The organism is Clostridium hydrogeniformans DSM 21757 (assembly GCF_000686705.1).
Taxonomy (GTDB): domain Bacteria; phylum Bacillota; class Clostridia; order Clostridiales; family Clostridiaceae; genus Clostridium_Z; species Clostridium_Z hydrogeniformans.
In genome coordinates, this window is the sequence record NZ_KK366005.1 from 100,641 (window position 1) to 125,319 (window position 24,679).

Below are 24,679 nucleotides of genomic sequence, written 5' to 3' on the forward strand. Positions count from 1 at the left end.
CCTTATTTATAATACCATCTTTTAAAAGAATCAGTTATTCTTTTATTAAATAATTCATATACTATCTATAGATATTATCAATACTTAATTTAATAAGAAAGGCTAGTCATATATTACTCTCTAGAAATTAATAAATCATAAAATAGCTTTCTTACTCTAATACATATCTATCAAAAAATAAAAAATAAAGTGAATCTTTATTAATATGTTGCACTTACTAGATTTTAATTATTAGTAAATGAGTTTTAAAATCTTGAGACAGCCCTCTTCTTAATTAAGATTATAGATGAATACTAAATCTAAGTAATAAAAATCAGCTATACTTTAGTAATCTTAATAATACTAAAATATAGCTGGTTCTACTTTATTTATAATTTCTCTAGATAATATGACTTCTATAAAAATATTAAAAATTTACCCTTTCCCTTAAATATTCATAATAAATGCATATTCTCATAGTTAAAGTCACTCCATAGTCCTTAACTTACACTCATATTTAAATTAAAAAACCTTTATAGATATACCATATGATAATTGAAACTTAACCATCAGATCTCATTAGTATAAATTAATATTTAACATAATACCACTATATTACTTCACAAAAGATAGATTAATATTATTCACCGGCTCTGGTTTTTGATCTATATTATTTTCCTGTGCAAAGGTAACATTGTCTCCCCTTGTTATCTCCACCTTAAAACCTGCTCTATTAATTCTTCCTTCTATACACTTTCTACATTCTGCTGCTTCATCCCCTGTGCATATCTTTCCATCATATAAGGAATATTTTTCACGTACATTAGTTGGAGAAAGATTCGGCATAACTACATTTCCTCCAGCCTTTATTCCTTTTTCTCTTCCTTGTGGATCAATGCTTCCAAGAGCTGTAGTTGCTGGAAGCAATACAGCTGGTAGTAAAAGCCTAATTAAGGCCAGCATTGTTGTAGTATCCTCAAGACTTCCCCCTTCATAATCCTTAAGAGGAGTATCCTTATGAGGAATAAAAGGCCCTATTCCACACATATGAGGCTGAAGTTCCTTTACATATAAAAGGTCCTTTACTAAATCCTCATTGGTCTGTCCTGGTATTCCTACCATAAACCCAGCCCCAATTTGATATCCTATTTCCTTTAAATCCCCTAAACACTTTCTTCTATTTTCAAAGGTAGCATTAGGATGTAATTTATCATATAATTCTTTTGAAGCAGTTTCATGTCTTAGAAGATATCTATCTGCTCCAGCCTTAAACATCTTTTCATAGGACTCATAACTTCTCTCTCCTAATGAAATAGTAATGGCGTTTTTAGGATGTCTTTTTTTTATGTTCTTAATTATACTTACCATTCTTTCATCTGTGAAATAAGGGTCTTCTCCCCCTTGAAGTACGTAGGTTTTATACCCAAGAGAGTCCCCTAAATCTGCACATTCTAAAATTTGTTCCTCTGTAAGTCTATATCTATCTGCATCCTTATTTTCTGCCCTAATACCACAATAAACACAATTACGTACACAATAGTTAGTAAACTCAATAAGTCCCCTCATATAGACCTTATCACCATAGGTTCTCATCCTTGTTTCATGAGCCTTCTCTACCAGGTATTCTTTATCCTCTGGATTCAAATTATTTAGGATAAATAAAAGCTCTTCACTAGTAGCATTATTTTCTTTATACAGCTTGTCTATTATACTTCTAACTTTCATAATTACACCTCAATCACTAACACACAATTATTCTTTCTAAGGTCAAGATTATACTATATCTATTCTTTACATAATTATATCAAATATAATAAATACATATTCTTTATTATAGAATAATTTTTCTTACTATTCATTGTCAATATAATTAATAATACTGTTTATAAAAAAATAGTAGCTACTATTTAGTTGCTACTACTGTTATTTTCTATATCTTTTATCTTCCATATTATAATTATACTAAGCCTACCATCCTTTAACTCAGAATGAATATCATGGCCCATCTGATTAACCAGTTCCTTTGTTACTGCAAGTCCTATTCCTGTACTTTTCCCGCTCCTAGTACGATCTGTTGTAAAGAATCTTTGAAATAAAAGTTTTGAATCTTCCTCACTTAAGTCTTTAGCTTCATTAGTAAAGGTAGTAGTTATATTATTACCATCTTTTTTCAAACTTATTTCTACTGGACCATTCCCATGTTTTAATATATTTTGTATTAAATTAAATAATACCCTCTTTACCCCATTCTCATCTCCAAGAATCATAGGGGCCTCCGCCTCTATATCGATGGAAGGTTCAATACCTTTATTTATGAAGTCATTATAAAATGATGCCATGGAATCACATAGTAAATTAGATAAATTGATTAATTCAAACTGAAACTTATACTCTTTTCCTTCTAGTCTTGATAAGTCATAAAAACTAGTTATTAACATTTGTAAAGCCTTTGTTCTCTCCTTAACTATATTCATATATTCTTTTCTTTCTGATTCACTTATATTAGTATCTTCCATAAGCTGAAGGTATCCCATTATTGATGTAAGAGGAGTTCTTAAATCATGAGATATATTGGAAATTGATTGTTTAATCTCTAAATCCATCTTCTTATAGTTACTTTCAATTTCTTGTTTTAACTCTATGGTTTTATTTATTTCTAAAATTAATTTTTCAATTTCACTTCTTCCTGTTCTTAACAATACCTTTGAATTTGTTTTGATATTATTTATAGAGTTAAGCTGATTTTTTACGCTTTTTATTTCTTCCCTTATGAAAAAATAAAGGGTGGCAAATATACCCGTTATAATTGTAAGAAAAATAATTATTACTATAAGCATATAGGTCACCCCTTTCTTTTAATATTTTTAACCTTAGATATATTATTTAATTTCTTTATTTTTTAATAATATCATACTTAGTACAGTAAAGACCACAGTATATGCAGCTCCTAATAATATGGCATCACTTACAGTACCATTACTTAAAGGTAGCTTAATTAAAGCATCTAACTTAGTTGTAATAAGTATATCATTAATGTAGCTGAATTTATCAGAAATAAATATTCCTAATAACCCAATTACAGTCCTTGTAACTAAAAATATCATTGCATATGCAAAGGCAAAAATATTACTGCTATTAAAAATTAATGCCATAAATGTTCCTACAGCTATTGCTCCTATCCACAATACACTAGCCGCTAAAAATCTTATAGTAAACTCTAAAAGTAAATTACTAGGTCCACCTAAAACTATGAGTCCACTTATTAAAAACACTGATAATATAATAAAAGCTGATGATGCAGCAAGAATAATTGTAGAAATAATTTTAGAGATTACTAAAGTATTTCTTGTAACCCCAAAGGATACCACATTCTTAAAGGTTTGACTTTTCTGCTCATCACTAGTAACCATCTCAATAAAAGCTGGTATTAAGTATATTGGTATAATAAGAACTAATGTAATGACTCCAAGAGCTGAGTTAAGATCTTTATTTGGAAGAGCTCCTGTCATTTTAAATAGAATTATAGTCAAAAATCCTATTAGAGATAATATCCCTGTATATATCCAAAAGTATTTTCTATTAAAGTTTCTATAAAGATCTGCTCTTATATAATTAAGCATTATGTCCACCTCCAATTAAATCTATAAAGTAGTTTTCTAAATTTACTCCAACTGAACTAATTGAGTAAAGCATAATATCATTAATTACAAGAGCCTTAGATACTTTTTCTGGAGACTCTATAAGGTCATATAATCTTATTTCATTATTGTTTAAAACTTCATATTCACTACATCCAAGCTCTCTCTCTAAAATAGCTGCTGCCTTCCCTGCATCATTTACTTTTATGGCTAGGGATCTTCTACATTTTTCATCTAGATCCTTAGAAGATATCTGTTCTATAAATACCCCATCATTGATAAATCCATAAACAGTTGCAAGTTGAGAAAGTTCGCTTAATATATGACTTGATATAAGTATTGTAGTATTTTTTTCTCTATTTAGTTTTAATAATATCTCTCTAAATTCTACAATTCCTGTAGGGTCAAGTCCATTTATAGGCTCATCTAAAATAAGTATATCTGGACTAGACATTATGGTAAGAGCTAACCCTAACCTCTGTTTCATTCCTAGTGAAAAATTCTTAAACTTTTTATTTCCTGTATCATCTAATCCTACGAGTTTTAGAGCATAATCTATAGAATCTTTTTCCACTACTCCTCTTTGTATTCTATAATACTCTAGATTTTTCTTTGCAGATAAATAAGGAAAGAAACTTGGAGTTTCAATTATAGCACCTGTCCTCATTCTAGCTTTATTTAATCCCTTTGGAGAAGTCTCGTTAAATAAGTCTATCTCTCCACTCGTTGGAATAGTAAGCCCACTTATCATCCTAAGCAGAGTTGTTTTTCCCGCCCCATTTTTTCCTACAAGTCCATATATATCGCCTTGCTTTATTTCCATATTAGCATTATTCACTGCTAATTGATTATGATACTTTTTAGTTAAATTTTTAGTTTTAAGTACTGTATCCATAACTTAAATTCCTCTCCTTTTCTTGAATAAGGTATATTAAAATAATTAATTAATTTCTCTGAAAGCGCCTAACTATATATTAAAATATAACTTACAAGATAACTTAAAGAAAAACTTAAGAAAGTATTAATTTCTATCACTTATCTTAAAACCAATTCCCCAAACTGTATGAATATACTCAACTTCGGGTTGAATTTTGGAAAGTTTTGACCTAAGATTGCTTATGTGAACATTAACTGTATTATCATCACCTAAGAATTCCTCATTCCAAACCTTTTCAAATAAATTTGATTTTGTAAAAACTTTATTTGGGTTTGCCATTAAAAGTTCTAATATGCAAAACTCCCTAGCTGTAAGTAAAACCTTATTTCCATCTAAGGTAACCTCTACAGTGTCTCTATTTAAAACTAAATCCTTATACATTAATATTCTTTCCTTATTTTTAGAATTTGAAAACACCATATATCGTCTTAGCTGTGCCTCTACCCTTGCTAAAACTTCATTGGTATCAAAAGGCTTAGAAACAAAATCATCTGCTCCAAGTCTTAATACCTCTACCTTGGTATCCTGATTATCCTTTGCAGAAATCACTATTATAGGCATAGTTTTTAATTGTCTTATATATCTAATAATCTCTTCTCCTTCTATTCCTGGTAACATTAAATCAAGTAGTATAATGTGAAAATCATACTGCTCTATACACATCTTAGCCTCTGATCCTGAATATGCAGATCTTATACTATAACCTTGTTTAATTAATATTTTGCATAAAAGATTATTTATATCTAAATCATCCTCTACAACTAATATATTTATATTATTCATAAATATCCTTTAGTGATGAAGCCTATTGCTTTTACTCACTAAAGTTCCCCCCTTTCTTTTTATATATAAAATTATTTTAATCTTATATTAAATATCTCTATTTCTTAACAAAATTTAGTTAATTTATTATATCACTTATTCTAATGATTTCCACATATCTATTATTCTATTGTTATAATCCCTAACACTCTTTTTTATTTATGGTAACTTATTAATCATTAACTTCAGTCCTTCAGAATCTATAACTATATAAAAAAAGGAAATTACTTCAATTAATTCTCCTAAATAATATTACCATAAAAAAGGCTATCTCAATTTGAGATAGCCTTTTTTAATAAGCCTTTATCTATATAAATTTAAATACTTTCAATGATCTAAATGTAATATATAAACTTCTATAATTAGTTTATATAAAGTTAAGCTGAATCTAAAATCACATATAAATTAGGCTTAACTTTATATGATGGCTAGGAGCTTTAACACCCCCATCCTCTAAAGCTTAGGGATAACAGTTGCGACAACCCTAGATGAGCTTATCTAACATTCATATGGTGGAAAGAACACCATATGAATGAAGATTCATTCTATAAATATATTATTTATCTTCTCTTAATAGATAGTTATTTCCATCTTGATCGTTGAATGAAAACATCTTTCCATAAGGCATAGCCATTAGCTTTCCTACCTCTACACCATTCTCTTTCATTTCTTCATAAGCCTTCTCTACATCAGTAGTACTTAATAATATAGATGGGTGGCCAACACTAACTGAAGGATTCTGTGCCTTCATTGCTTCTTTATTATATAATACAAAAGTTGTAAATTCTTCTTCACTTGGACCTACCTCTAGCCATTTCATTCCTGGTGCCATTTCTTGTTCAAATTTAACTACAAATCCAACCTTCTCAGTCCAGAACTTCTTAGCTTCCTCTTGATCATTTACGTATATTGTTATTTTTCCTATTTTGTTTATCATTATTTCATCTCCTCTTCGAGAACATTTGTTCTTATTTTAATATAATTTTATAGATTTGTCTACTACATTATCTTTATTACAAATTTAAGTAATATAGGATTTTATTTTTCTATTTTTATATTACCTTATAAGATTTATTATTTCATAGAGGAAGTTCTATCCAAGTCCAAGCTCCTTAGTTAATTTATCATTTAACTTGTTTAACTTTTCATGATATTCCTTATAATCTTTACTTAAGACTTTCATATTAGGAATAAAAACCTCATAATACCCACTGCTATGAAAAAAATTCTTTAGCTGCGTCTTTAATTTATTCACTGATTCTAAAGCCTTCTTTATTGAATCATCATCACTATTTAAAATACTCTCAGTGTTTTTCACAGTCTCCATTATAACCTTTTTATGCTCCTCTAGTTCCTTTTCATTAGCATAAGAAAATTCCATAAGTTTTTTATTTGTATGGGTAAATACTTCTAAGTCCTTTTCACTTAAGCTTTCATAATGCTTCTTTAATTCCTCTGGTACAGTTATATCATCACTATTATCTAAAAACTCAATAATGTTAATCCAAGCCTTATACTTCTCCTCTGTATCTAGTGATTCATTTAAATAAGGTGAAAAATGAATTGATAAAATCATTCCAAGTCCTGTAGGAAAAGCTCTTACTAACTCATTTTTTATAAACTCACCTCTTTTATTCTCCCATTGATTAAATTCTTCATCTATTAACCTTATATCCTCTTCCCCCACATTTGACCTTATTAAATCTTCTATATATTTTTGTTGTATTTTTGTTTTAACAACTTCACTTTCTTTTTCCTTAAGTATTTTATCCAATATTAACTTTTTATCCTTAGCTTCTAATATCTTATTAATGTTACCAATTGATATATCAAGCTTTCTATATAAAGCTATTTCCTTTAATACTTTAATATGCTCTGGTGTATATACTCTATAGCTATTTTCATCCTTTTTCACATTTATAAGCCCCTGTTCCTCATAATAGTTTATGGCTTTTTTTGTTAATCCAGTTTCTATTACTACTTGATTAATCCTCATATTATCACCCCTTATTTAAATAATAAGCTGTTCCCCAAGGCTTCAGTCAACACTAAAATTTAAACTAAACTTTTCCTAATTAAGGTTTATTTCAGAGTAAATATTATGTTAAACCTTCTTAAATAACCATATATTTTTAAAAATATTCCTAAGTAAATTTTCTTACATCTAGAATTATATGTTAAATAAAATAAGCTTTCCTTACTTTACCTGATTTTTATAAACCCATTGATATATCTATATTATAGCCTAAAAATAATAGTGAATCGTATGCAATTAACTGTTGTTTTTATTTTTTTATAGTCATATAATATGTTATTTTTTAGTATAATTAGAAAAATATAATTAGAAAAATTCCATTCATTTGTATATACTTATACAATAAGCTTTTTATTGGCTTATTTAAATATAAGATATTTATTAAATAATACACGAAATATAAGGGGGACGAAAATTTGCATAAAAAGATTTTAGTAGCATTTACTTCATTGGCTATATTGTGCAATAGTTTATCTTTAACAGCTGTTGCTAATGCTAGCCCTGAAGACGCTATTGAAAAAAGTGCTCTTCAAATTAAAGAATTGGACAAGCAAATAGTGGATTTAAATGCTGAATTATCTAAATTAAATGCTGAAATTAACGGACTAAATGATAAATTAAAAGAAAATAAAGCTGAAGTTGAAACTACTGAACAGAAGATAAAGGATACTGAAAAAAACATCAGTAAGATAAGAAAAGATATAGAAGATAAGGAAGTTATTTTAGGTAAAAGAATAAGAGGTATGTATAAAAGCGAAACCTCATCTAATCCTTTACTACTTTTATTATCTTCAGAAAATTTTTCTGATTTTGTATCTAAGGCATATGCAGTAACAAAGGTAATTTCCTTAGATAAGAAATTAATCAATGATTTAGATGTTGAAAAGAAAGACTTAGATTCTACTGTAGATGAATTAAACAACAAAAAGAACGAGCTTAATTCACTACATGAGTCAACTAAACAATCTCTAAATGAAATAGAAAGTAAAAAAAGTGAGCAAAAATCTGCTATAGATAAACTAAATGCAGAGAAGAAAAATGCTTCCTCTGTAATAGAAGAAAATGAAAATACTTTAATATCTCACGGAGTTTCAACAATAAACTCTTCTAATGCTTCTGCAAATGATATTAGAGATGCTATATCCACATTAAAATCCTTATTACCTCAGTTAAACTCTTCATCCGTTAAGAGTAAGGCTAATGAGGCAATAGGTAAGGGTACAAGCAAGCTACAATCCATGGAAAAGCCTTCAGTAGGAGGTAATAATAATTCTACTAACTTTGACCGTGGTACTGGTTCTGCTAAGAAGACTTTAACAATGGAAGCAACAGCTTACTATGATGGTCTTTTAACAGCTTCTGGACTAAAGCCAGTAAGAAACCCTTCTGGTATTAGTACTGTAGCAGTAGATCCATCTGTAATACCTTTAGGAACAAAACTTTATGTATCAGGATATGGACTTGCCATAGCTGCAGATACCGGTTCCGCTATAAAGAAAAATAAAATAGATTTATACATGAACTCTACTGCAGAATGCTATGCTTTTGGAAGAAGATCTGTAACAGTTCAAATTCTTGCTTATCCAGGAGAATGGTAAAATATTAAGATTATTATTTAACTTTTGTAATTAAAAGACCACTATAAGTTTTTTAAAGCTTATGGTGGTCTTGTTAATTTATACCCACTAGATTTATTATCTCAGTTATATAGTTATTAATATATAAGTTCATATGTATTCATTTATCCAGTGATGTCTACTAGTTATATAAACTTACTTTAAATCTTCATCACCTTCTAATGAACTCATACTCCTAGATTTCTAGTACTTATACATATAGAACTCATCTAACCATCAGATAAAAATATGATTTTTAAGACCTAAATACATACTTTTTATAAATCTATAAGAAATATGTATCTACTACAGATTTCCCTTTATAATCTTTAGGTAAAATATCCATATAAACCTCATCATAAGCTTTTCCACCTATAAAATGAGATTCTCTTCTTCTTCCAATCTCTTTGAACCCTATCTTTTTATACATTCCTATAGCCTTTTCATTATGAGAATAAGCTACAACCATTACATTATGAAGATTTAATATGTTAAAGCAATAATCTATAATAAGATTCATTGCCTCCATACCATATCCTTTTCCTCTATAATTTTCATCTCCTATTAGTATAGCTAATTCTGTAGATCTATCTATATGCCCTATCGATTTAAGCCAACAAAAACCGATAAGCTTGTCTTCATTTAAATCTACTATAGAAAACCGATTAGAATTATTACTAAAAGATTGTTCAAAGAAACCCTTTGTACTCTCTACAGAATAATTTCCACCAGCATCACCTAATCCAATAGCTGTTTTAATATCTGTAAACCACTCTGCAAACTTTTCATAGTCCTCATAAATTATTGGAGCAAGATAACACTTTTCTCCTACTAGCTTTTTTAGATATTTCATAACTATCCCCCCTAAGAATATACCTTTCTAAAATTTATAACCCCTTTTATCACTTGCCAGTAATCACTTAACTCAACTAGGATAAAATAATGCTTTTAATTAAATGTTTTCCCCATAATTATAAATCTGTACTTATCCCCCCTAATTACAAAATACTCTTCTCTAATTTCTTTAAACCCAATCTTTTCATAAACTCTTTTAGCCCTTTTATTAAAGTCAGCTACTGCTAATTCTAAATACTTGTAGTTTAACTTTTCTCTTCCTCCATTAATGATTGCTCTGCAAAACTCTTCTCCATATCCATTTCCAGTTAAGCTTGGTTTCATTTGAACTCCAACTGCTAGTATAGTCTCCTCATCCTCATCACTTACATCATAAAATTCACAGTTCCCTACCAACTCTCCCTTTTCATTTACTACTGTGAAGGCCATATCTGATCCTGTTAAACTAATAATATTCTCAATCTTTTCTTTCTGAATATTATTATCATAAAATGAATATATTCCCTCATAACACCAGTTTAAAAATTCCTTAGTATGGCCTTCAGTTCTCTTTATTAAAAAAAACTCCATAGCTCTCCCTCCAAACCTGCTAATTTAAATGCTAATATTTGTAATTTAATTCTATCACCACCCTCCTAGTGTTAAAAGCTCTTAAATAGTTCAGAAGAGAACTTGATTATACTTATACTTAATAATGTATTAATACCTAAGGCTTCAAAACTGAAGAGGAGTCTTTATTACCAAGGCAACACCTGATAATAAAGACTCCTTTATAACTATAACTATTATAATTTTTCCTTATTTATTATTCTTCTTATACTGTTTTCTGAAAGATAATATTCCTTTGATAAGGATGATATTGTTTTTCCTTTAGTATATTTGTAAAATATCTCATGGTTTCTTTCTTTAAGACTAATTTTAGTACCATTCTTTTCGCCCCAAGACTTTTCATTACCACTCTTTCTTGGAATATATATATATTCTCCATCTACATACTCTTGAATTAATTTTAATATTTCTTCCGGTATTACATTCTGAGCCTTAACATATGCCATTGTCTTGCTCCTCCTTATAAAATATAAAGATTAAAGCAAAGACTACTTAAAATAATTAAATGTACCATTTAATTTTATACACATAATAATATTCTCTTAGGTAAACTATAATCTATCTCACCTAAGATTTTATAATATTCTAAAAGTAAATTTCATTATCATAGCAGTCTTTGCTATGATAATGAAAATAGCTTCCAAGCAGTATATTTACCCATAAGGTCCCCCCCCTTAATTACGTCTACCTTAAAAGACTTATTATACATTCTTAGTTATATTTTAACATTTATTGAAATACTTTTGTACTCACCTTAAGAATATTACTTTTGTAAAGTAGACATATATAAAATTGATTCCACTAAATATTAAAGTTCCTATAATACTTACTCTAAACTTCTAGTTTACTAAAACTTGATCCATAATCCCTGATTTATTAAATCAGGGATTATGGATCAATAAATTAATATCTTTCTCATTAATGCTACTTATAGGTTTCTCTTTATTTCTTCAGTTAATGCTTGACTGTTTTTTTAAAAATACAAACAAAATACATAGATCTATTAATGATAAAATAATATGAATTCCTAGTAATGAAAAGGTTATATGCATAAAAAACAAAGGAGGAATATTAAACAACAGTAATAATAATATAAAAATATATTTTTTAGATGATTCTAAATTAGAAAATAATATTTTTAAAATTACAAACAACAATACCATAAGTAATATACCACGTGTAGCCCAAATACTTTGAGTAATAGCTCCAAACATTGTAGGATAGTTTTTTTGTTCCATATAAATATTATTTCGCTTAGTTACTCCTATAATAATGCAAGTTAATAATGATATTATAGGGATGAGATACGATAAGATGATTGTTTTTTTATTTTTCATTTCAATATGCTCCTTTAATTGAAATAAATATAATTATTCTTAGCAACTGTTATCCCCATCTTTTAAAAGCTGGAGGCGTTAAAGCTTATATCCATCAGATAAATTTTTAATTAATGGACCAATTCTCATCTTATGTTTCTAAAAGAAATGATTCTCATCTCCTTTTATTAGCATATGCATGTCTTTTTCTTTTTACCAATACTTCCTCTTTCTTCTATCTTTTTAAGATACTCTGTAGCAACTGGTACCTTACATGCAGTTTCACCAAGGTTCACATTTACCTTTCCTATATTGTGAGCTACAGACAGAGCTTCATTATATAAAGGCTTAACAAAGGCTCCAACACTAATTACAAAGTTATTCATAGTGTATCTTACACGGTTTCTTTCTTCATGTATGGTTTCTTCTATTAAATTTAAGAGCCTTTTAATGTGACTTAAATTTAATAACTCATCCTTTGTAATAGATAAATAATTACTATAAGTATTCCATCCACAAATGGCAATTAGTTCATCTTCTGATTTTATCCAATCTGATGCAAGCTCTAATGCAAAATTACTTTCAGCTGCCACCTTTGCTATAATATCCTCTGAAACAGAAGGCCAATTTGATTTACTCATCCACCTCTCAAGTTCCTCTTTAGTTAATAACTTTGGATCAATAGAAAGGCTAACCAAATACATTGCCTCAAAAATTCCTGTATCATATAACTCTAGTGCTAACTCCTGATTCTTCTTTACATATTTAACTAAAGTTTTTATATCTCCAATCTTTACCCCAAATAAGGGTTCCTTTGCTCCATGTCTTATATATGTTTTCTTCGTTTGCTCTGTACCTAATCTACCTAGTTCTTCAATAATATAATCCTTGTTCATTTTCCACCTTCTTTATAGTTTAAACTAAAGTTCAGCTGAAGTTTTTACCCCAACTGAATTTTAGTTTAATTAATTTTTACTCTTTTTAATTCTTATCCCAATCCTTAATATAGTATAAATTTAATCTTATTAACCATAAAATAAAATTCACTCTTTTATTCTATATACTCAATGACTTTATCAATAAATAATACTCCATCTAAATGGTCAATTTCGTGACAGAAACATTTTGCTAAATCTCCTGTACCTGTTACTATTATTTCCTCACCATTTTCATTTAAGGCCTTTACAGTAACCTTATTTGGCCTTAAAACATATCCCCATCTATTTGGAATACTTAAGCATCCCTCAAGGGCTTTTTGCTCACCCTCTGCTTTAATTATTTGTGGGTTAACTAATTTTATAAGACCTTGTCCCATATCAACTACCACAAGTTTTTTAAGAATTCCTACTTGGCAAGCTGCAAGACCTCCACCATTTTCTGTATTATACATAGTCTCAGCCATATCATTAAGAATTTGTCTAACCCTATCATCTACAACTTCAACCTTCTTACACTTTTTTCTTAATATATCATCACCTAAGAGTCTTATTTGTCTTAGTGCCATTTTAAATTACCTCCTTTAAAGCCCGCTTGTTATTTGGCTTTCTTTCACTTTCTTCAAAAAGAAATATTTCTTCTATGTTGCTATCATATATTCTAGCAATATCATAAGCAAGCCATATGGATGGCTCAAATTTACCTGTCTCAATAGCATTTATAGCTTGTCTTGATACCCCCACAAGCTTACCAAGTTGCTCTTGAGTAAGTCCCCTTGCTTCTCTAAATTCTCTAACTTTATTTTTCATATTTTACCCCTCCATGTAAGGTTAACCTTACACATTAAATATATATCTATAATATACTAATGTCAACTTAACCTTACAATTAAAGATTGTAAATTTATTTATAAATCGCTATTATATTAATATCATTAAAGGGTTTAGAAGCTTAATAAAAAATATAAGTTCCTATATATTCCTTCATACCATTCAAATATTAAGTTTAGCAGTTTAATAAAAACAATAGATTTTAAGACTATATATGATACTTTAAAACCATAATAATCTTAAATGATTACAGAACCATGATAATCATAATAAATTATCATGGTTCTGTAATCATTTATCTAATTTATAGAACGAACCTTCCTTCAGATGGTGTTATCTTCACCATCTGAAGGTTAGATAAGCTCATCTCGGGCGTAGCAACTGTTATCTCCCACCTTTAGAGAATGGGGGTATTACAGTTTGTAGCCATCAAATAAACAGTAAAATAAGGTTGTTCTTTTATATTTGAAAATAAAGTATCAATAGCCTTCTCATCTTTTTTAATATGAAAAAAATCTGCTATTTTTCTCTGATATTTAAAATAACTTGGTATTTCCCTAACTAATTCTTTCTCCAAGTTTTCTACTGCTTTCTCTATTTCATCTCCATTACAATTTAATAAGTCTATCCAAAAAGGATAGAAGGTAATTAATTTTATAAACTCCCTTAGGTTATTTGATATTTTAGTAGCTTCTCCTTTGGAACTAATATATCCAACAGGATAATTATCCTCATCTATATTCCCGAACCCTCCAATATTTACATATAGTCCCCCTCTGCTATTGGTAGCAAAAACTACTAGTTCTTCTCTACACTTAAATGATAAATTAATTGCCTCACTATCTCTGCAAAAAAATAAATCACAATTTTTCTCTAGTAATTTATAGATTTCTAATTCTCTCTCACTTTCAGGTATTAAGAGTATATGAGTTGTTTTATACCTATCTTTACTCAAATCCGCTTTCATTTCACCAGCTATATAATAAGAAGTAGGCCCATCTTCTTTATCTATAAAATATAAATTATTACTCATCATTTTCTCTCCTTGCATATTAAAACCTATCATAATATCAAGTTCCTTTTACAAATAATTACTATATATCCTATCATATAATAAAACAATTAATATTAAAATAATATCCATATAGATAAATATTAATTTAAAACTACTTTTCAATATAAAGAACTCTATTTTCTATCCTTAGAGTAGAATACTCTCCCATCTCTCACAATCCCATATATGTGTTACAATATCCCTATAAAACTCTGCTTCATGACATACTAATAATATACTTCCCTCATATTCCTTTAGAGATTTTTTAAGTTCCTCCTTAGCTTCCACATCTAAATGATTTGTTGGTTCATCTAAAATCAATATATTTGTAGGTTTATTTATAAGCTTACATAGTCTTACCTTTGCCTGCTCTCCTCCACTTAATCTGTCTACTGAGCTGTCAATGTGTTCCTTAGTTAATCCACACTTAGCTAAAATACTTCTTATATCATATCTATTATATTCCTTAAATTCATCCCACATTTCCTCCATGACACTTTTATTACTTACTTCCCTATCCTCTTGCTGAAAATATCCTATATCTTGATATTCTCCTAATACAACTTCTCCACTTAATGGTTTAATTAACCCCAGTAGACTTTTTAACAAAGTAGATTTTCCTATACCGTTAGCTCCAATTAAAGCAATCTTCTGTCCTCTTTCCATAGTTAGGTTTAATGACTTACTTAGAGGATCACCATATCCTATAACTAAATCTTGGGTTTCAAAAATTGTTTTCCCTGAAGGTCTTGATATTTTAAAGTTAAAGTGTGGTTTTGGTTTCTTCCCTGAAATCTCTATTCTTTGAATTTTATCTAACCTTTTCTGCCTAGCACTTGCCAGTCCCTTTGTTGCTGCCCTTGCCTTATTCTTCTTAACAAAGTCCTCAAGCTTTCTAATCTCTTCTTGTTGTCTTTCATATTCACCCTTTATTAAATCCTTTTTTATTTCATAATCCTTTATAAACTTATCATAATCCCCTATATATCTTGTTAAGTTTTTATTCTCAATATGCCATATTACATTGACCACACTATTTAAAAACTCTGTATCATGGGATATTAATATAAATCCTTGTTTATAACTTTTTAAATATTCCTTTAACCATCTTATATGGTTTTCATCCAGGTAATTTGTAGGTTCATCTAATAAAAGTATATCTGGTGTTTCTAACAAAAGCTTACCTAATAAAACCTTAGTTTTCTGTCCCCCACTTAAATACTTAACCTTCTTATCTAAACCTACAGCCTTAAGTCCAAGTCCTCCTGCTACAGCATCTATTTTGGAATCTATTAAATGAAATTCATTATTATCTAAAATTTCTTGAAGCCTAGTTCCTTTATTAATGGCTTTTATCATATCCTCTTCCTTTAGGTTTTCTATAGATTTATATAAATCTTCTATATTCTTTTCTATATCATATAATTCTGAAAATCCTTCTCTTAAAACCTCTCTTATGGTGCTTTCATTTTGAAAATCAATATTTTGATTCATATATCCAATCTTAACTTTACTACTCCATTCCACAGTTCCATCATCAATTATTAATTCATTAGTTATTATATTCATAAATGTGGATTTTCCTTCTCCGTTACTTCCTACAAGTCCCACATGTTCTCCTTTTAGAAATCTAAAGGAAGCATCTTTAAATATTACTCTATCTCCAAAACTATGACTCATATTTTTTATAGTTAAAATACTCATTGCTATACTCCTTATATCTTCCTTCTAAGAACATATTAGTTTACATATGATATACCGATTTTCTCCATATATCTTAAGACTTAATCTTTTGTATTACTTATAATAACTATAAATATAACCATGATAAACTCCTAAATAACTAAATGTTCTAATAAAAGCATAGCATCCTACTTTCTATACCCTCAAGTTCATAGTTGATTCTGTATAGAAGTAGATTTTAAACCTTTTATATTACTTTCTTATATAATGAATCTTCCTTCAGATGGTGTTCTTTCCGCCACCTGAAGGTTAGTTGAGTCAATCTATGGTTGTTGCAACTGTTATCCTCAACCTTTAGAGAATGGGGGGTGTTAAAGCTTATATACATAAGATAAACACTATATTCCTAGAATAAATAATTCCTTCTTATACTTTAAATCAAGATATAACCCTTACCTAGATATAATAAAATCTTAGCTATTACCTATTAAATAAAATAGGATATTATACTTTCACATATTAGTGTAAAAATATAATATCCTATAATTAAAAGCTTTATATTTAATTATCATTAAAAATACCCATTCGTATTTATATTTCTTGCTTTTCTTGTCTAATTATTCTCCTAATGCTATGGTCAGTAAGATAATACTGCTCAGTAAGCTCCTTAATAGAAATACCTTCATTATATTTATCAAAAATTTCTCTGTTTCTTTCCTTTAAGCTATCCCTTGCACCACTATTTTCTCCCCAAGCTTTTTTATTCTCATTCTTTATTGGTATATATAAATATCCTCCATCTACATATTCTTGAATCAATTCAATTATATGCTGTGGCAATATATTTTGTGCTTTTTCATATCTCATAGCTATTGCTCCTATCTACTTTTAATCTGTAAATAATGAAGCAAAAACCACACAAAACTATATTATCCTAAATTAATTTACTAAATCTAGGCTCTGAACAAAGTTTGTTCTCTCTGTTTCATGTGGTCTTTGCACAGAGCCTACTACCGCAGTTAATTGTGTTTTATCTCTCATAATATACACCTCCTATAAATCTTTCTTCCTAGCCCTTCTTATAATACCTTAACTTTTAAAATTAAAGGTATATATCTAAGCATTGTTATAAGTTGTTCTTAGATATTCAAATAAAGTTCTCTTATTATAGATAACCCACCTTAAGACTCACTCTTTTAATACACATTAAATAATGATAAATGGTGATTTAGTTTAAATTATCATGTGGTATATCTATAGATAACTTTATTTTTTCAATGCCCCTCTTAATTATTAAGCTAGTTTTTAACCTCAAGTTGATTTTATCATATATACATATAAAGTAAATATATATGTATATTTTACAAAATGAAATTCCTTCTCTACTCCTTAATTTATTCAGTCTTTAAAGAAGCTTTAATAATAAATTTCCTTCTCAATGTTTAAAACTTAGAGCTATAGAGGTATAATTAAAATTGTACCTTGAAAAAATAATTAGATACCTAAAAATATTATTGGTACTAGTTATAGCATAAGTATTTAATATTAAAGCTTAACTCATGCATACCTTGAATCTTTAGAGATATAGCTTTTAAGCATTATATAAGATAAGTTTTAAGTTAAAATTTTTATATCACTTCATATATTAAAATATGAACTTAGATATCATTATTATATAACTAAAAAATACACAAAGTTAGGAGAGATTAATATGAATTTAAATAGAAATGACCAATGTTGGTGCGGAAGTGGAGCAAAATATAAAAAATGTCATATTGAGTTTGATGAAAAATTAGCATCTTTAAAAGCACAAGGTTTTTTAGTTCCTTCAAGAAACATTATTAAAACAAAGGAACAAATTGAGGCTATTAAAAGAAGTGCTAAAATTAATAATGCTGTATTAGATTTAGTTGCTGAAAATATAAAAGAGGGAATGGCTACTTCTGAAATTGATAAATTAGTACATGATTACACAGTATCTCAAGGAGCTATACCAGCAACTCTTAATTTTGAGGGCTATCCTAAAAGTTGTTGTACATCAATAAATGATGAAGTATGCCATGGTATTCCAAGTGATCATATTATCTTAAAAAATGGTGACATAATAAATGTAGATATATCTACAATATTAGATGGATATTATTCAGATGCTTCAAGAATGTTTATAATTGGGGAAGCTTCTGAAGAGGCAAAAAAACTTGTAGAAGTTGCAAAAGAATGCCTAGATAAAGGAATAGAGGCTGTAAAGCCTTGGGGATTCCTAGGAGATGTAGGAGCTGCTGTTCAAGAGCATGCTGAAAAGCATGGCTATTCAGTAGTAAGAGATTTTGGTGGTCATGGTATTGGACTTGACTTCCATGAAGAACCTTTTGTATCTCATCGTGGTAAAAAAGGAACTGGTATGATGTTAGTACCTGGTATGATGTTTACCATAGAGCCTATGATAAATGCTGGTTCTTATGAGATAGTAATAGACTCTGATGATGATTGGACAGTATTTACTGAAGATAGATCTCTTTCTGCTCAGTGGGAGCATATGTTATTAGTAACTGAAGATGGTGTGGAAATAATAAGTAAATAATTTTTAATATAGAACTCATTATAGTATATAATAAAAAGTTTCACTAAATTATTTTCTAATTTTGATCCTTTGGTTATTGTTACTTTTATTAGAAAAGAATGTGCTGTGACACTAAGAATAAATACTACAATATATTGTGTTAATTTTAAATTTTCAAATCAATATATTGTATGTAAATTCTTTAGTGTGACAGCCCTTATTGTATAGTCAAACTTATCCTCATTAGTGAATTAAATAACTGAATAATATTACTTCTAATATTCATATCCTCTTAATCATTAACAATTTCATTTCTTTTATATGAATTATTAATTTCATTCCTAATATTAAATTCATGTTGTAGATCTACCTAAAAAACTACATATAAAAAAATAATAAATAGTGAGTAATATAAATCCCTTGACATCATTGTTTTAAATCTATATCCTATTCATATGTCTATTGTATTTTTTTCCTTTAATTTAAATAAATCCCATATAAAGCTTAAAATATAATATAGAGAGGTGAAATTATTTAAAATGAGATTAAATGAAATAACTAACCTAGACAAAGATTTTAAGGATATAATAAAAAAATATACTTTTAAACTAATAATTATAATAATAATCTTTATTGCTATCTCTTTTACTAGAACATATCCTACTAAAATAATTGGACTCGTAGTTGATTCAATTAAAGACAATAATAAACTAAGTTCCGTTGCCCTAAACTTAGTCTACCTATATATTCTTATAAGAGTTATAAACCTACTTCTAACCTTCTTATCCAACTCTTTTCAAGAAGTTGTTAAATCTGAATTAGAGAATCTTTTAAGAGTTAAATCTGTTGAAAAGCTACTTCCCATGGAATTATTAAGACTAAAAGACTTACAATCAACTCAATACGTTACTAGAATATTTGAAGCTATTGAAAAATTAGTTGAGGCCATACTAAATGTTGTAGACTGGCTAGGAAAATCCTTAGCAACTTTCATATTCACCTTTTATTTTATGTTACAAATCAATAAATTAATAACTCTACTAATTATACCTTTTATAATACTAATGGCTATTTTAACAAAATTCATATCTAAGAAACAAAAAATCCTCTCAAAAGATGAAATAGAGTCAAGATCTAATGTTAAAGACTTTATCCAAGAAATTGTAACAAGTTTTGACGTTATAAAAATTTTCAACTCTAAAAACTATACAGTTAATAAATATAAATCCCTTGAGAATGATTGGAAAAAACGTAGGATTAAATTTAATATAGTTTCTTCCCTATCCCTTTTATCCTTGAGTTCCTTTGGTATAGTTATCACAGCTATAATATTAATAATAGCTATAAATTCTAATGGTTTGGTTAAATCAGGAGATATAACTTCATTGTTACTATACTCTGGAAGTATCTTTATGATTATAATGGACGTGTTTAATAATATTATGATTTTTAATATTTTAGAAAGTTCCTTAGCAAGGTTTAATAATATATTCAAAGAAGATATCCCTAAATCTCCTAATGATAAAACTAATATAAATGAGGATGATTGGTGTATTCAACTAGATAATATATACTTTTCTTATAAAGAAACTCCGCTGATAAACAACTTATCAATGAATATTCCCTGCGGAAAGAAACTTGCCATAGTTGGTAAAAATGGTGTTGGAAAAAGTACCCTATTAAAGCTTATAGTAGGTTTGTACAAGCCTACTAGCGGAAATATTACAATAAATGGGGTAGATATTGAAAATATAGAAGAAAATCAACTTAGAAGAAACATAAGTTATGCACCTCAAGAACCATATATATACACTGATACCCTATTCAATAACATATCTCTAGGTGAAGACTATACTACCGAAGATATACTAAAGGTTTCTAAAACTTGTAATTTCCTTATTGATATAGAAAAGCTAGAAAATTCCCTAGAAACAAAGCTTCATGAAAACGGAAAAAACCTTTCTGGTGGTCAAAAGCAAAAGCTAGCTCTTGTAAGAGCAATAATTAGAAATCCTAAGATATTACTTTTAGATGAATTTTCAAACTCATTAGATGTAGAATCTCAAAATATTATATTAAATAACTTATTATCTCTTAATAGCACAATAGTATTTGTAACCCATAACTTTGAACTTTTAGAAAAACTAGATTACGTAATTTTTATTAATAATAACACCTCTTATATTGGAACACATAAAGGACTACTTAATAATTATATTGATTATAGAAATTTAATACTTTATGATGACTACAATAAAATATAAAAAGGAGCTATGGCATTAAGAAATCTAACTACACTATATTGTACTAGAATTTAGAAATCTAATACAATATAGTGTAGTTTTTATTCTTTGTACCACAGTCCCTTTTCTTAACTTTCTTAAACTACCTTTTCATTAACAAACAAGTTTATTCTTAACAACAAATACCTTATCATATCTCTTCTTAGTTTCTTTAAATATAACATGACTCACATTAATAACAGTGATTCCTTCTAGGCTAAGCAATGTATTCTCTATTTCCCTTGCCACTGAAGAATCAAGGCTAGCAAATGCCTCATCTAAAAATATTATATCTGTTTTTCTCAATAGTCCTCTTGCAATAGCTACCCTACTTTTTTCTCCACCAGATATATTCTTACCATTATCAAGAATTATTGTATCTAACCCTTCTGGTAAGCTCTGTAGAAAATCACTTAATCCTGACTTTTCTATGGCACTTAAGATATCCTCTTCATTATAATTCTTATATAAAGTTATATTATTTCTAATAGTATCTTCAAATAAAAATACTTGCTGCTCTACATTTGATATATGATTAAAGTAACTTTCTTTTTTTATATCCTTTAGGTTTTCTCCGTCTATTAAAATATCTCCCTTATTAGGAATAAAGTATTTTCTAAGAAGCTTTAATAGGGTAGATTTTCCTCCACCACTAGGGCCTACCACTAAATATTTTCCACCCTTATTAATTCTAAAATTCACATCTTTAAGAACTTCATTATTTTCATAACTAAAGGCAACATCATTAAATTCAATGCTTTCTCCAAAAGATTCTAAATTTATTGTTTCATCATAATTATAATGATTGGTTAAAATCTCATCTAACTTATTAAATAAAGTCTTTACAGATAAAACCTTAGGAAGCCATTCAGAAAATGTCATTAATGGCATTAATACCTTTTCCATATTATTAAGTATAAGAATGGTTCCTCCAAAGGTTAAATCTCCCTTTATGGTCATAAAAACTACTGCCCCTATTAGTGAAACAAAAGATAATTTAATTATAAGACCTTCTACAGATGAGATGTATGTTTGAATTTTATCTATAACATAACCCTTATTTTGTATATCCTTGCTTTTCTTATAAAACTCTTCTTGAATTTTAGTATCTAAGTTATTTGCTTTAATAATTTGAAATGCACTAAGTACTTCTTTTATATAAGTAGTATACCCTTCAAACAAATCACTTCTATGCTTTTGATGCTTTTGTAGTGGCTTGCTTATAAATATAGATATTACTGTAGTAATAGCTCCAATAAGAATACCCAAACCTAATGCGTAAATATTAACATATGCTATTACAATAAACCCAACTATGAAAGATATAATATTATATCCCACCTCATAAATTGCAGCAACGTAATTGGTTTCAATTGTATTCATATCATTAGTTAAAGAAGACACATACTTAGCATTGTTATCCTTTTGAAACTCATTTATATTTTTATGGAAAACCTTATCTATAAATCCCTTCTTCATTGAAGTTAAAGCTTTTACCTTATAAAGTCCTTTAGTATATGATAATAAAATCCCTGAAGGTAGAAAAATTATTGCCATAAATAAAAGCTTTTTTACAAATTCTAAAAGTAAGGTTCTATCTCCTGAAATAGCAGTATCAATTATCTTCATAAGATAGATGGTAATCATACCCTCTATTATTAGATTAAAAAGAGCTACACCTAAAGCTAATACTAAAAAAGGGGTCGCTTTCCAAATTAACTTTTTCATATTGCCACCTCCTCAAAGTATTCCTCAGCACTATATTGATTTACCTCTCCATTTTTAACCTCTAAAACATAATCATACTTTTCAGTAATTCCTTCATAATATCTATGAGAAATAGCTATCACTGTGCTATCAATATCTAAAATTGTATCTTCAACTTTCCTTCCAAGTTCTTCATCTAAACTTGAGGTTCCCTCATCTACAAATAATATCTTAGAATCTTTAGCTATTGCCCTAGCAATAGATATTCTCTGCCTTTCCCCTCCAGATAAGTTTTTCCCGTTCTCCATTAACATTTCATTTAGTCCATTCTCTTTTTTACTTAAAAATTCTTCTAGACCCGCCTTTTTAGCTGCTTCTAAAACTTCTTCTTCCATAAAGGGTTTAAATAAAGCGATATTATTAAATATGGTATCCTCAAATAGGAAAACATCTTGATATATAAAAGAAACATTTTCATTTAAGCTACTCTCTTTTATACTTTTATAATCTACTCCATCTATAGTTATTCTCCCTTCATAATCTTCATATACCATTGATAATAACTTAATTAAGGTTGACTTCCCTGCTCCACTTGCCCCCTTTAGTAGATATTTTTTACCCCTTTCTATTTTAAAAGATACCCCTTTAAACACTTCTTTTTCATCATAATTAAAATATAAATCTTTAACACAAATCTCATATTTGAAAGAGAAATCTTCTTTATTTTCTTTATCATCCTTTTCTTCCTCGCTAAATGTAATCTTATTATATATTTTAGATGCTGACTTTAACTCATTTAACAAAGGTAGTACTGTGAGAAGTTGCCACACACAACCATTAGATACTTGTATTAAAAAGGCAACTTTAGTTATAGATGCTCCATTATAAATTAAAAGTGAAGAATAAGATAAAGTACCAATAAAAACCATATACCCTAAAAAACTCATTATTCTCTGCTGAACATCAGTGAAAACTGTATACTTAAACTTCCTTCTCTCCAGTCCAATTGTGGATTTTAAAACCTTTGATAAAAACTTATCTTCTATATTATTAAGCTTAAGTATTTCTAATCCATTAAAGGTATTTGAAATATCCACCACAAAGTTTTCATTATATTCTGAAATTTCCTCTTGGAATTTAACAGTCCTATTTTCAAAAGCCTTGCCTACAAAAAATAATATTATAGAAATAACAGTCATAACTATAGCGAACTTATAGTCAATAAATAATAATATAACTGTAGAACAAATATACATTCCACTAGAAAATATAATATTTATTAGCTTAAGGAAAAATGTATTTTCAAAAATATTTATATCATTAATTAAGTTTGATATATAGGTATCCTTTGATTTTTTACTAAAGTTTTTATAAGAAGATTTTAATATCTTATGAAAGGCTTTTACCCTAATATCTAAAAGAGTATCCCTCATATAGGATATCCTCATGAACCTTGAGATAATATACAGTATTGATCCTAAAATTACTACTCCAATAGAAAATAGAAATATTTTTACAAAGTATTCCATACTTCCTTTTTCTATACTTCCTATAAGTAATGCCATAGAAGTATTTAATAGCATCTGATCTATAACTGGTATAAAACAAGCAATTACATAAAGAATAAACCGTCCCCTTCTTTTAAGTAATAACTCCTTCAATTTATCCGCCCCCTTACTCTTTCAAGCTTTAAATATACAATAGATTTTAAAAACATAAATATCCCCTGTCTACACCACTCTATACTGAAAATAATTCCCTCCTTATATCTCTAAGTTATAGAAAAAATATAAAGTATTAATATAAATATTATACTCAAT

At 28.2% G+C, this 24,679-nt stretch carries 22 protein-coding genes; 3 read left to right on the forward strand and 19 right to left on the reverse strand.

Translation table 11 applies throughout. The features are described from left to right. Nucleotides 1–594: 594 nt before the first annotated feature. From hydE to BR69_RS0117575, 7 genes are all read right to left on the reverse strand, one after another. Nucleotides 595–1,704 (reverse strand): [FeFe] hydrogenase H-cluster radical SAM maturase HydE, encoded by a 1,110-nt coding sequence (hydE, locus tag BR69_RS0117545; protein ID WP_027634374.1) that lies wholly within the window; start codon nucleotides 1,702–1,704, stop codon nucleotides 595–597. Nucleotides 1,705–1,886: 182 nt separating this feature from the next. Further along, the gene (locus BR69_RS0117550; RefSeq protein ID WP_034850101.1) at nucleotides 1,887–2,816 is read right to left on the reverse strand and encodes a sensor histidine kinase; all 930 of its coding nucleotides are present in this window, start codon (nucleotides 2,814–2,816) and stop codon (nucleotides 1,887–1,889) included. 42 nt (nucleotides 2,817–2,858) lie between these two features. Beyond that, nucleotides 2,859–3,599 carry an ABC transporter permease gene (locus BR69_RS0117555; protein ID WP_027634376.1) on the reverse strand — a complete coding sequence of 247 codons (741 nt, stop codon included), beginning with the start codon at nucleotides 3,597–3,599 and terminating at the stop codon, nucleotides 2,859–2,861. Then, nucleotides 3,592–4,512, reverse strand: a complete 921-nt coding sequence (locus BR69_RS0117560; protein ID WP_027634377.1) for an ATP-binding cassette domain-containing protein — start codon at nucleotides 4,510–4,512, stop codon at nucleotides 3,592–3,594. The genes BR69_RS0117555 and BR69_RS0117560 overlap by 8 nt, the downstream gene beginning before the upstream one ends. A 126-nt stretch (nucleotides 4,513–4,638) precedes the next feature. After that, a complete protein-coding gene (locus BR69_RS0117565; RefSeq protein WP_027634378.1) occupies nucleotides 4,639–5,337 on the reverse strand; it encodes a response regulator transcription factor in 699 nt (232 codons plus the stop codon). Nucleotides 5,338–5,932: 595 nt separating this feature from the next. Next, nucleotides 5,933–6,313 carry a VOC family protein gene (locus BR69_RS0117570; protein ID WP_027634379.1) on the reverse strand — a complete coding sequence of 127 codons (381 nt, stop codon included), beginning with the start codon at nucleotides 6,311–6,313 and terminating at the stop codon, nucleotides 5,933–5,935. A gap of 156 nt (nucleotides 6,314–6,469) precedes the next feature. Further along, entirely contained in the window at nucleotides 6,470–7,372 is a 903-nt protein-coding gene (locus BR69_RS0117575) for a MerR family transcriptional regulator (RefSeq protein ID WP_027634380.1), read from the reverse strand. A gap of 455 nt (nucleotides 7,373–7,827) precedes the next feature. Between BR69_RS0117575 and BR69_RS0117580 the strand changes: the two genes are divergently transcribed. Next, a complete protein-coding gene (locus BR69_RS0117580) occupies nucleotides 7,828–9,009 on the forward strand; it encodes a 3D domain-containing protein (RefSeq protein ID WP_027634381.1) in 1,182 nt (393 codons plus the stop codon). Between the two features lie 304 nt (nucleotides 9,010–9,313). On the opposite strand, the gene BR69_RS0117585 is transcribed toward BR69_RS0117580, so the two are convergent. The 10 genes from BR69_RS0117585 to BR69_RS0117630 form a co-directional block, all read right to left on the reverse strand. Then, nucleotides 9,314–9,880 (reverse strand): GNAT family N-acetyltransferase, encoded by a 567-nt coding sequence (locus BR69_RS0117585; protein ID WP_027634382.1) that lies wholly within the window; start codon nucleotides 9,878–9,880, stop codon nucleotides 9,314–9,316. Nucleotides 9,881–9,975: 95 nt separating this feature from the next. Next, nucleotides 9,976–10,452 (reverse strand): GNAT family N-acetyltransferase, encoded by a 477-nt coding sequence (locus BR69_RS0117590; protein ID WP_027634383.1) that lies wholly within the window; start codon nucleotides 10,450–10,452, stop codon nucleotides 9,976–9,978. A gap of 215 nt (nucleotides 10,453–10,667) precedes the next feature. Beyond that, nucleotides 10,668–10,937, reverse strand: coding sequence for a CD3324 family protein (locus BR69_RS0117595; protein WP_027634384.1), 270 nt, complete (start codon nucleotides 10,935–10,937; stop codon nucleotides 10,668–10,670). A 504-nt stretch (nucleotides 10,938–11,441) separates the two neighbouring features. Then, the gene (locus tag BR69_RS0117600) at nucleotides 11,442–11,828 is read right to left on the reverse strand and encodes a hypothetical protein (RefSeq protein ID WP_027634385.1); all 387 of its coding nucleotides are present in this window, start codon (nucleotides 11,826–11,828) and stop codon (nucleotides 11,442–11,444) included. A 167-nt stretch (nucleotides 11,829–11,995) separates the two neighbouring features. After that, on the reverse strand, nucleotides 11,996–12,703 hold the full coding sequence (locus tag BR69_RS0117605; RefSeq protein ID WP_027634386.1) for a DNA alkylation repair protein: 708 nt from the start codon (nucleotides 12,701–12,703) through the stop codon (nucleotides 11,996–11,998). Nucleotides 12,704–12,858: 155 nt separating this feature from the next. After that, on the reverse strand, nucleotides 12,859–13,311 hold the full coding sequence (gene def / locus BR69_RS0117610) for a peptide deformylase (RefSeq protein WP_027634387.1): 453 nt from the start codon (nucleotides 13,309–13,311) through the stop codon (nucleotides 12,859–12,861). A 1-nt stretch (nucleotide 13,312) separates the two neighbouring features. After that, the gene (locus tag BR69_RS0117615) at nucleotides 13,313–13,552 is read right to left on the reverse strand and encodes a helix-turn-helix transcriptional regulator (protein ID WP_027634388.1); all 240 of its coding nucleotides are present in this window, start codon (nucleotides 13,550–13,552) and stop codon (nucleotides 13,313–13,315) included. A 418-nt stretch (nucleotides 13,553–13,970) separates the two neighbouring features. Continuing rightward, nucleotides 13,971–14,606: a hypothetical protein gene (locus BR69_RS0117620; RefSeq protein ID WP_027634389.1), complete on the reverse strand. Its 636-nt coding sequence runs from the start codon at nucleotides 14,604–14,606 to the stop codon at nucleotides 13,971–13,973. A gap of 168 nt (nucleotides 14,607–14,774) precedes the next feature. Further along, entirely contained in the window at nucleotides 14,775–16,331 is a 1,557-nt protein-coding gene (locus tag BR69_RS0117625; protein WP_027634390.1) for an ABC-F family ATP-binding cassette domain-containing protein, read from the reverse strand. A 570-nt stretch (nucleotides 16,332–16,901) separates the two neighbouring features. Continuing rightward, nucleotides 16,902–17,177, reverse strand: coding sequence for a CD3324 family protein (locus BR69_RS0117630; RefSeq protein ID WP_027634391.1), 276 nt, complete (start codon nucleotides 17,175–17,177; stop codon nucleotides 16,902–16,904). Nucleotides 17,178–18,021: 844 nt separating this feature from the next. On the opposite strand from BR69_RS0117630, the gene BR69_RS0117640 reads away from it, so the two are divergent. Together BR69_RS0117640 and BR69_RS0117645 are read left to right on the forward strand one after the other, a co-directional pair. Continuing rightward, nucleotides 18,022–18,891 carry a methionyl aminopeptidase gene (locus BR69_RS0117640; protein ID WP_027634392.1) on the forward strand — a complete coding sequence of 290 codons (870 nt, stop codon included), beginning with the start codon at nucleotides 18,022–18,024 and terminating at the stop codon, nucleotides 18,889–18,891. A gap of 518 nt (nucleotides 18,892–19,409) precedes the next feature. Next, complete coding sequence (locus tag BR69_RS0117645; protein WP_027634393.1) at nucleotides 19,410–21,134, forward strand: ABC transporter ATP-binding protein; 1,725 nt, start codon at nucleotides 19,410–19,412, stop codon at nucleotides 21,132–21,134. Between the two features lie 132 nt (nucleotides 21,135–21,266). Here the strand turns inward: BR69_RS0117645 and BR69_RS0117650 are convergent, their stop codons facing one another. Both BR69_RS0117650 and BR69_RS0117655 read right to left on the reverse strand, forming a co-directional pair. Then, the gene (locus tag BR69_RS0117650; RefSeq protein WP_027634394.1) at nucleotides 21,267–22,880 is read right to left on the reverse strand and encodes an ABC transporter ATP-binding protein; all 1,614 of its coding nucleotides are present in this window, start codon (nucleotides 22,878–22,880) and stop codon (nucleotides 21,267–21,269) included. Continuing rightward, nucleotides 22,877–24,520: an ABC transporter ATP-binding protein gene (locus BR69_RS0117655; RefSeq protein ID WP_027634395.1), complete on the reverse strand. Its 1,644-nt coding sequence runs from the start codon at nucleotides 24,518–24,520 to the stop codon at nucleotides 22,877–22,879. The genes BR69_RS0117650 and BR69_RS0117655 overlap by 4 nt, the downstream gene beginning before the upstream one ends. Nucleotides 24,521–24,679 lie beyond the last annotated feature (159 nt).

Excerpts from the sequence above, each read along its gene's own strand:
- hydE (WP_027634374.1), bottom strand. The coding sequence starts at position 1,704 with ATGAAAGTTAGAAGTATAATAGACAAGCTGTATAAAGAAAATAATGCT.
- BR69_RS0117550 (WP_034850101.1), bottom strand. The coding sequence starts at position 2,816 with ATGCTTATAGTAATAATTATTTTTCTTACAATTATAACGGGTATATTT.
- BR69_RS0117555 (WP_027634376.1), bottom strand. The coding sequence starts at position 3,599 with ATGCTTAATTATATAAGAGCAGATCTTTATAGAAACTTTAATAGAAAA.
- BR69_RS0117560 (WP_027634377.1), bottom strand. The coding sequence starts at position 4,512 with ATGGATACAGTACTTAAAACTAAAAATTTAACTAAAAAGTATCATAAT.
- BR69_RS0117565 (WP_027634378.1), bottom strand. The coding sequence starts at position 5,337 with ATGAATAATATAAATATATTAGTTGTAGAGGATGATTTAGATATAAAT.
- BR69_RS0117570 (WP_027634379.1), bottom strand. The coding sequence starts at position 6,313 with ATGATAAACAAAATAGGAAAAATAACAATATACGTAAATGATCAAGAG.
- BR69_RS0117575 (WP_027634380.1), bottom strand. The coding sequence starts at position 7,372 with ATGAGGATTAATCAAGTAGTAATAGAAACTGGATTAACAAAAAAAGCC.
- BR69_RS0117585 (WP_027634382.1), bottom strand. The coding sequence starts at position 9,880 with ATGAAATATCTAAAAAAGCTAGTAGGAGAAAAGTGTTATCTTGCTCCA.
- BR69_RS0117590 (WP_027634383.1), bottom strand. The coding sequence starts at position 10,452 with ATGGAGTTTTTTTTAATAAAGAGAACTGAAGGCCATACTAAGGAATTT.
- BR69_RS0117595 (WP_027634384.1), bottom strand. The coding sequence starts at position 10,937 with ATGGCATATGTTAAGGCTCAGAATGTAATACCGGAAGAAATATTAAAA.
- BR69_RS0117600 (WP_027634385.1), bottom strand. The coding sequence starts at position 11,828 with ATGAAAAATAAAAAAACAATCATCTTATCGTATCTCATCCCTATAATA.
- BR69_RS0117605 (WP_027634386.1), bottom strand. The coding sequence starts at position 12,703 with ATGAACAAGGATTATATTATTGAAGAACTAGGTAGATTAGGTACAGAG.
- def (WP_027634387.1), bottom strand. The coding sequence starts at position 13,311 with ATGGCACTAAGACAAATAAGACTCTTAGGTGATGATATATTAAGAAAA.
- BR69_RS0117615 (WP_027634388.1), bottom strand. The coding sequence starts at position 13,552 with ATGAAAAATAAAGTTAGAGAATTTAGAGAAGCAAGGGGACTTACTCAA.
- BR69_RS0117620 (WP_027634389.1), bottom strand. The coding sequence starts at position 14,606 with ATGAGTAATAATTTATATTTTATAGATAAAGAAGATGGGCCTACTTCT.
- BR69_RS0117625 (WP_027634390.1), bottom strand. The coding sequence starts at position 16,331 with ATGAGTATTTTAACTATAAAAAATATGAGTCATAGTTTTGGAGATAGA.
- BR69_RS0117630 (WP_027634391.1), bottom strand. The coding sequence starts at position 17,177 with ATGAGATATGAAAAAGCACAAAATATATTGCCACAGCATATAATTGAA.
- BR69_RS0117640 (WP_027634392.1), top strand. The coding sequence starts at position 18,022 with ATGAATTTAAATAGAAATGACCAATGTTGGTGCGGAAGTGGAGCAAAA.
- BR69_RS0117645 (WP_027634393.1), top strand. The coding sequence starts at position 19,410 with ATGAGATTAAATGAAATAACTAACCTAGACAAAGATTTTAAGGATATA.
- BR69_RS0117650 (WP_027634394.1), bottom strand. The coding sequence starts at position 22,880 with ATGAAAAAGTTAATTTGGAAAGCGACCCCTTTTTTAGTATTAGCTTTA.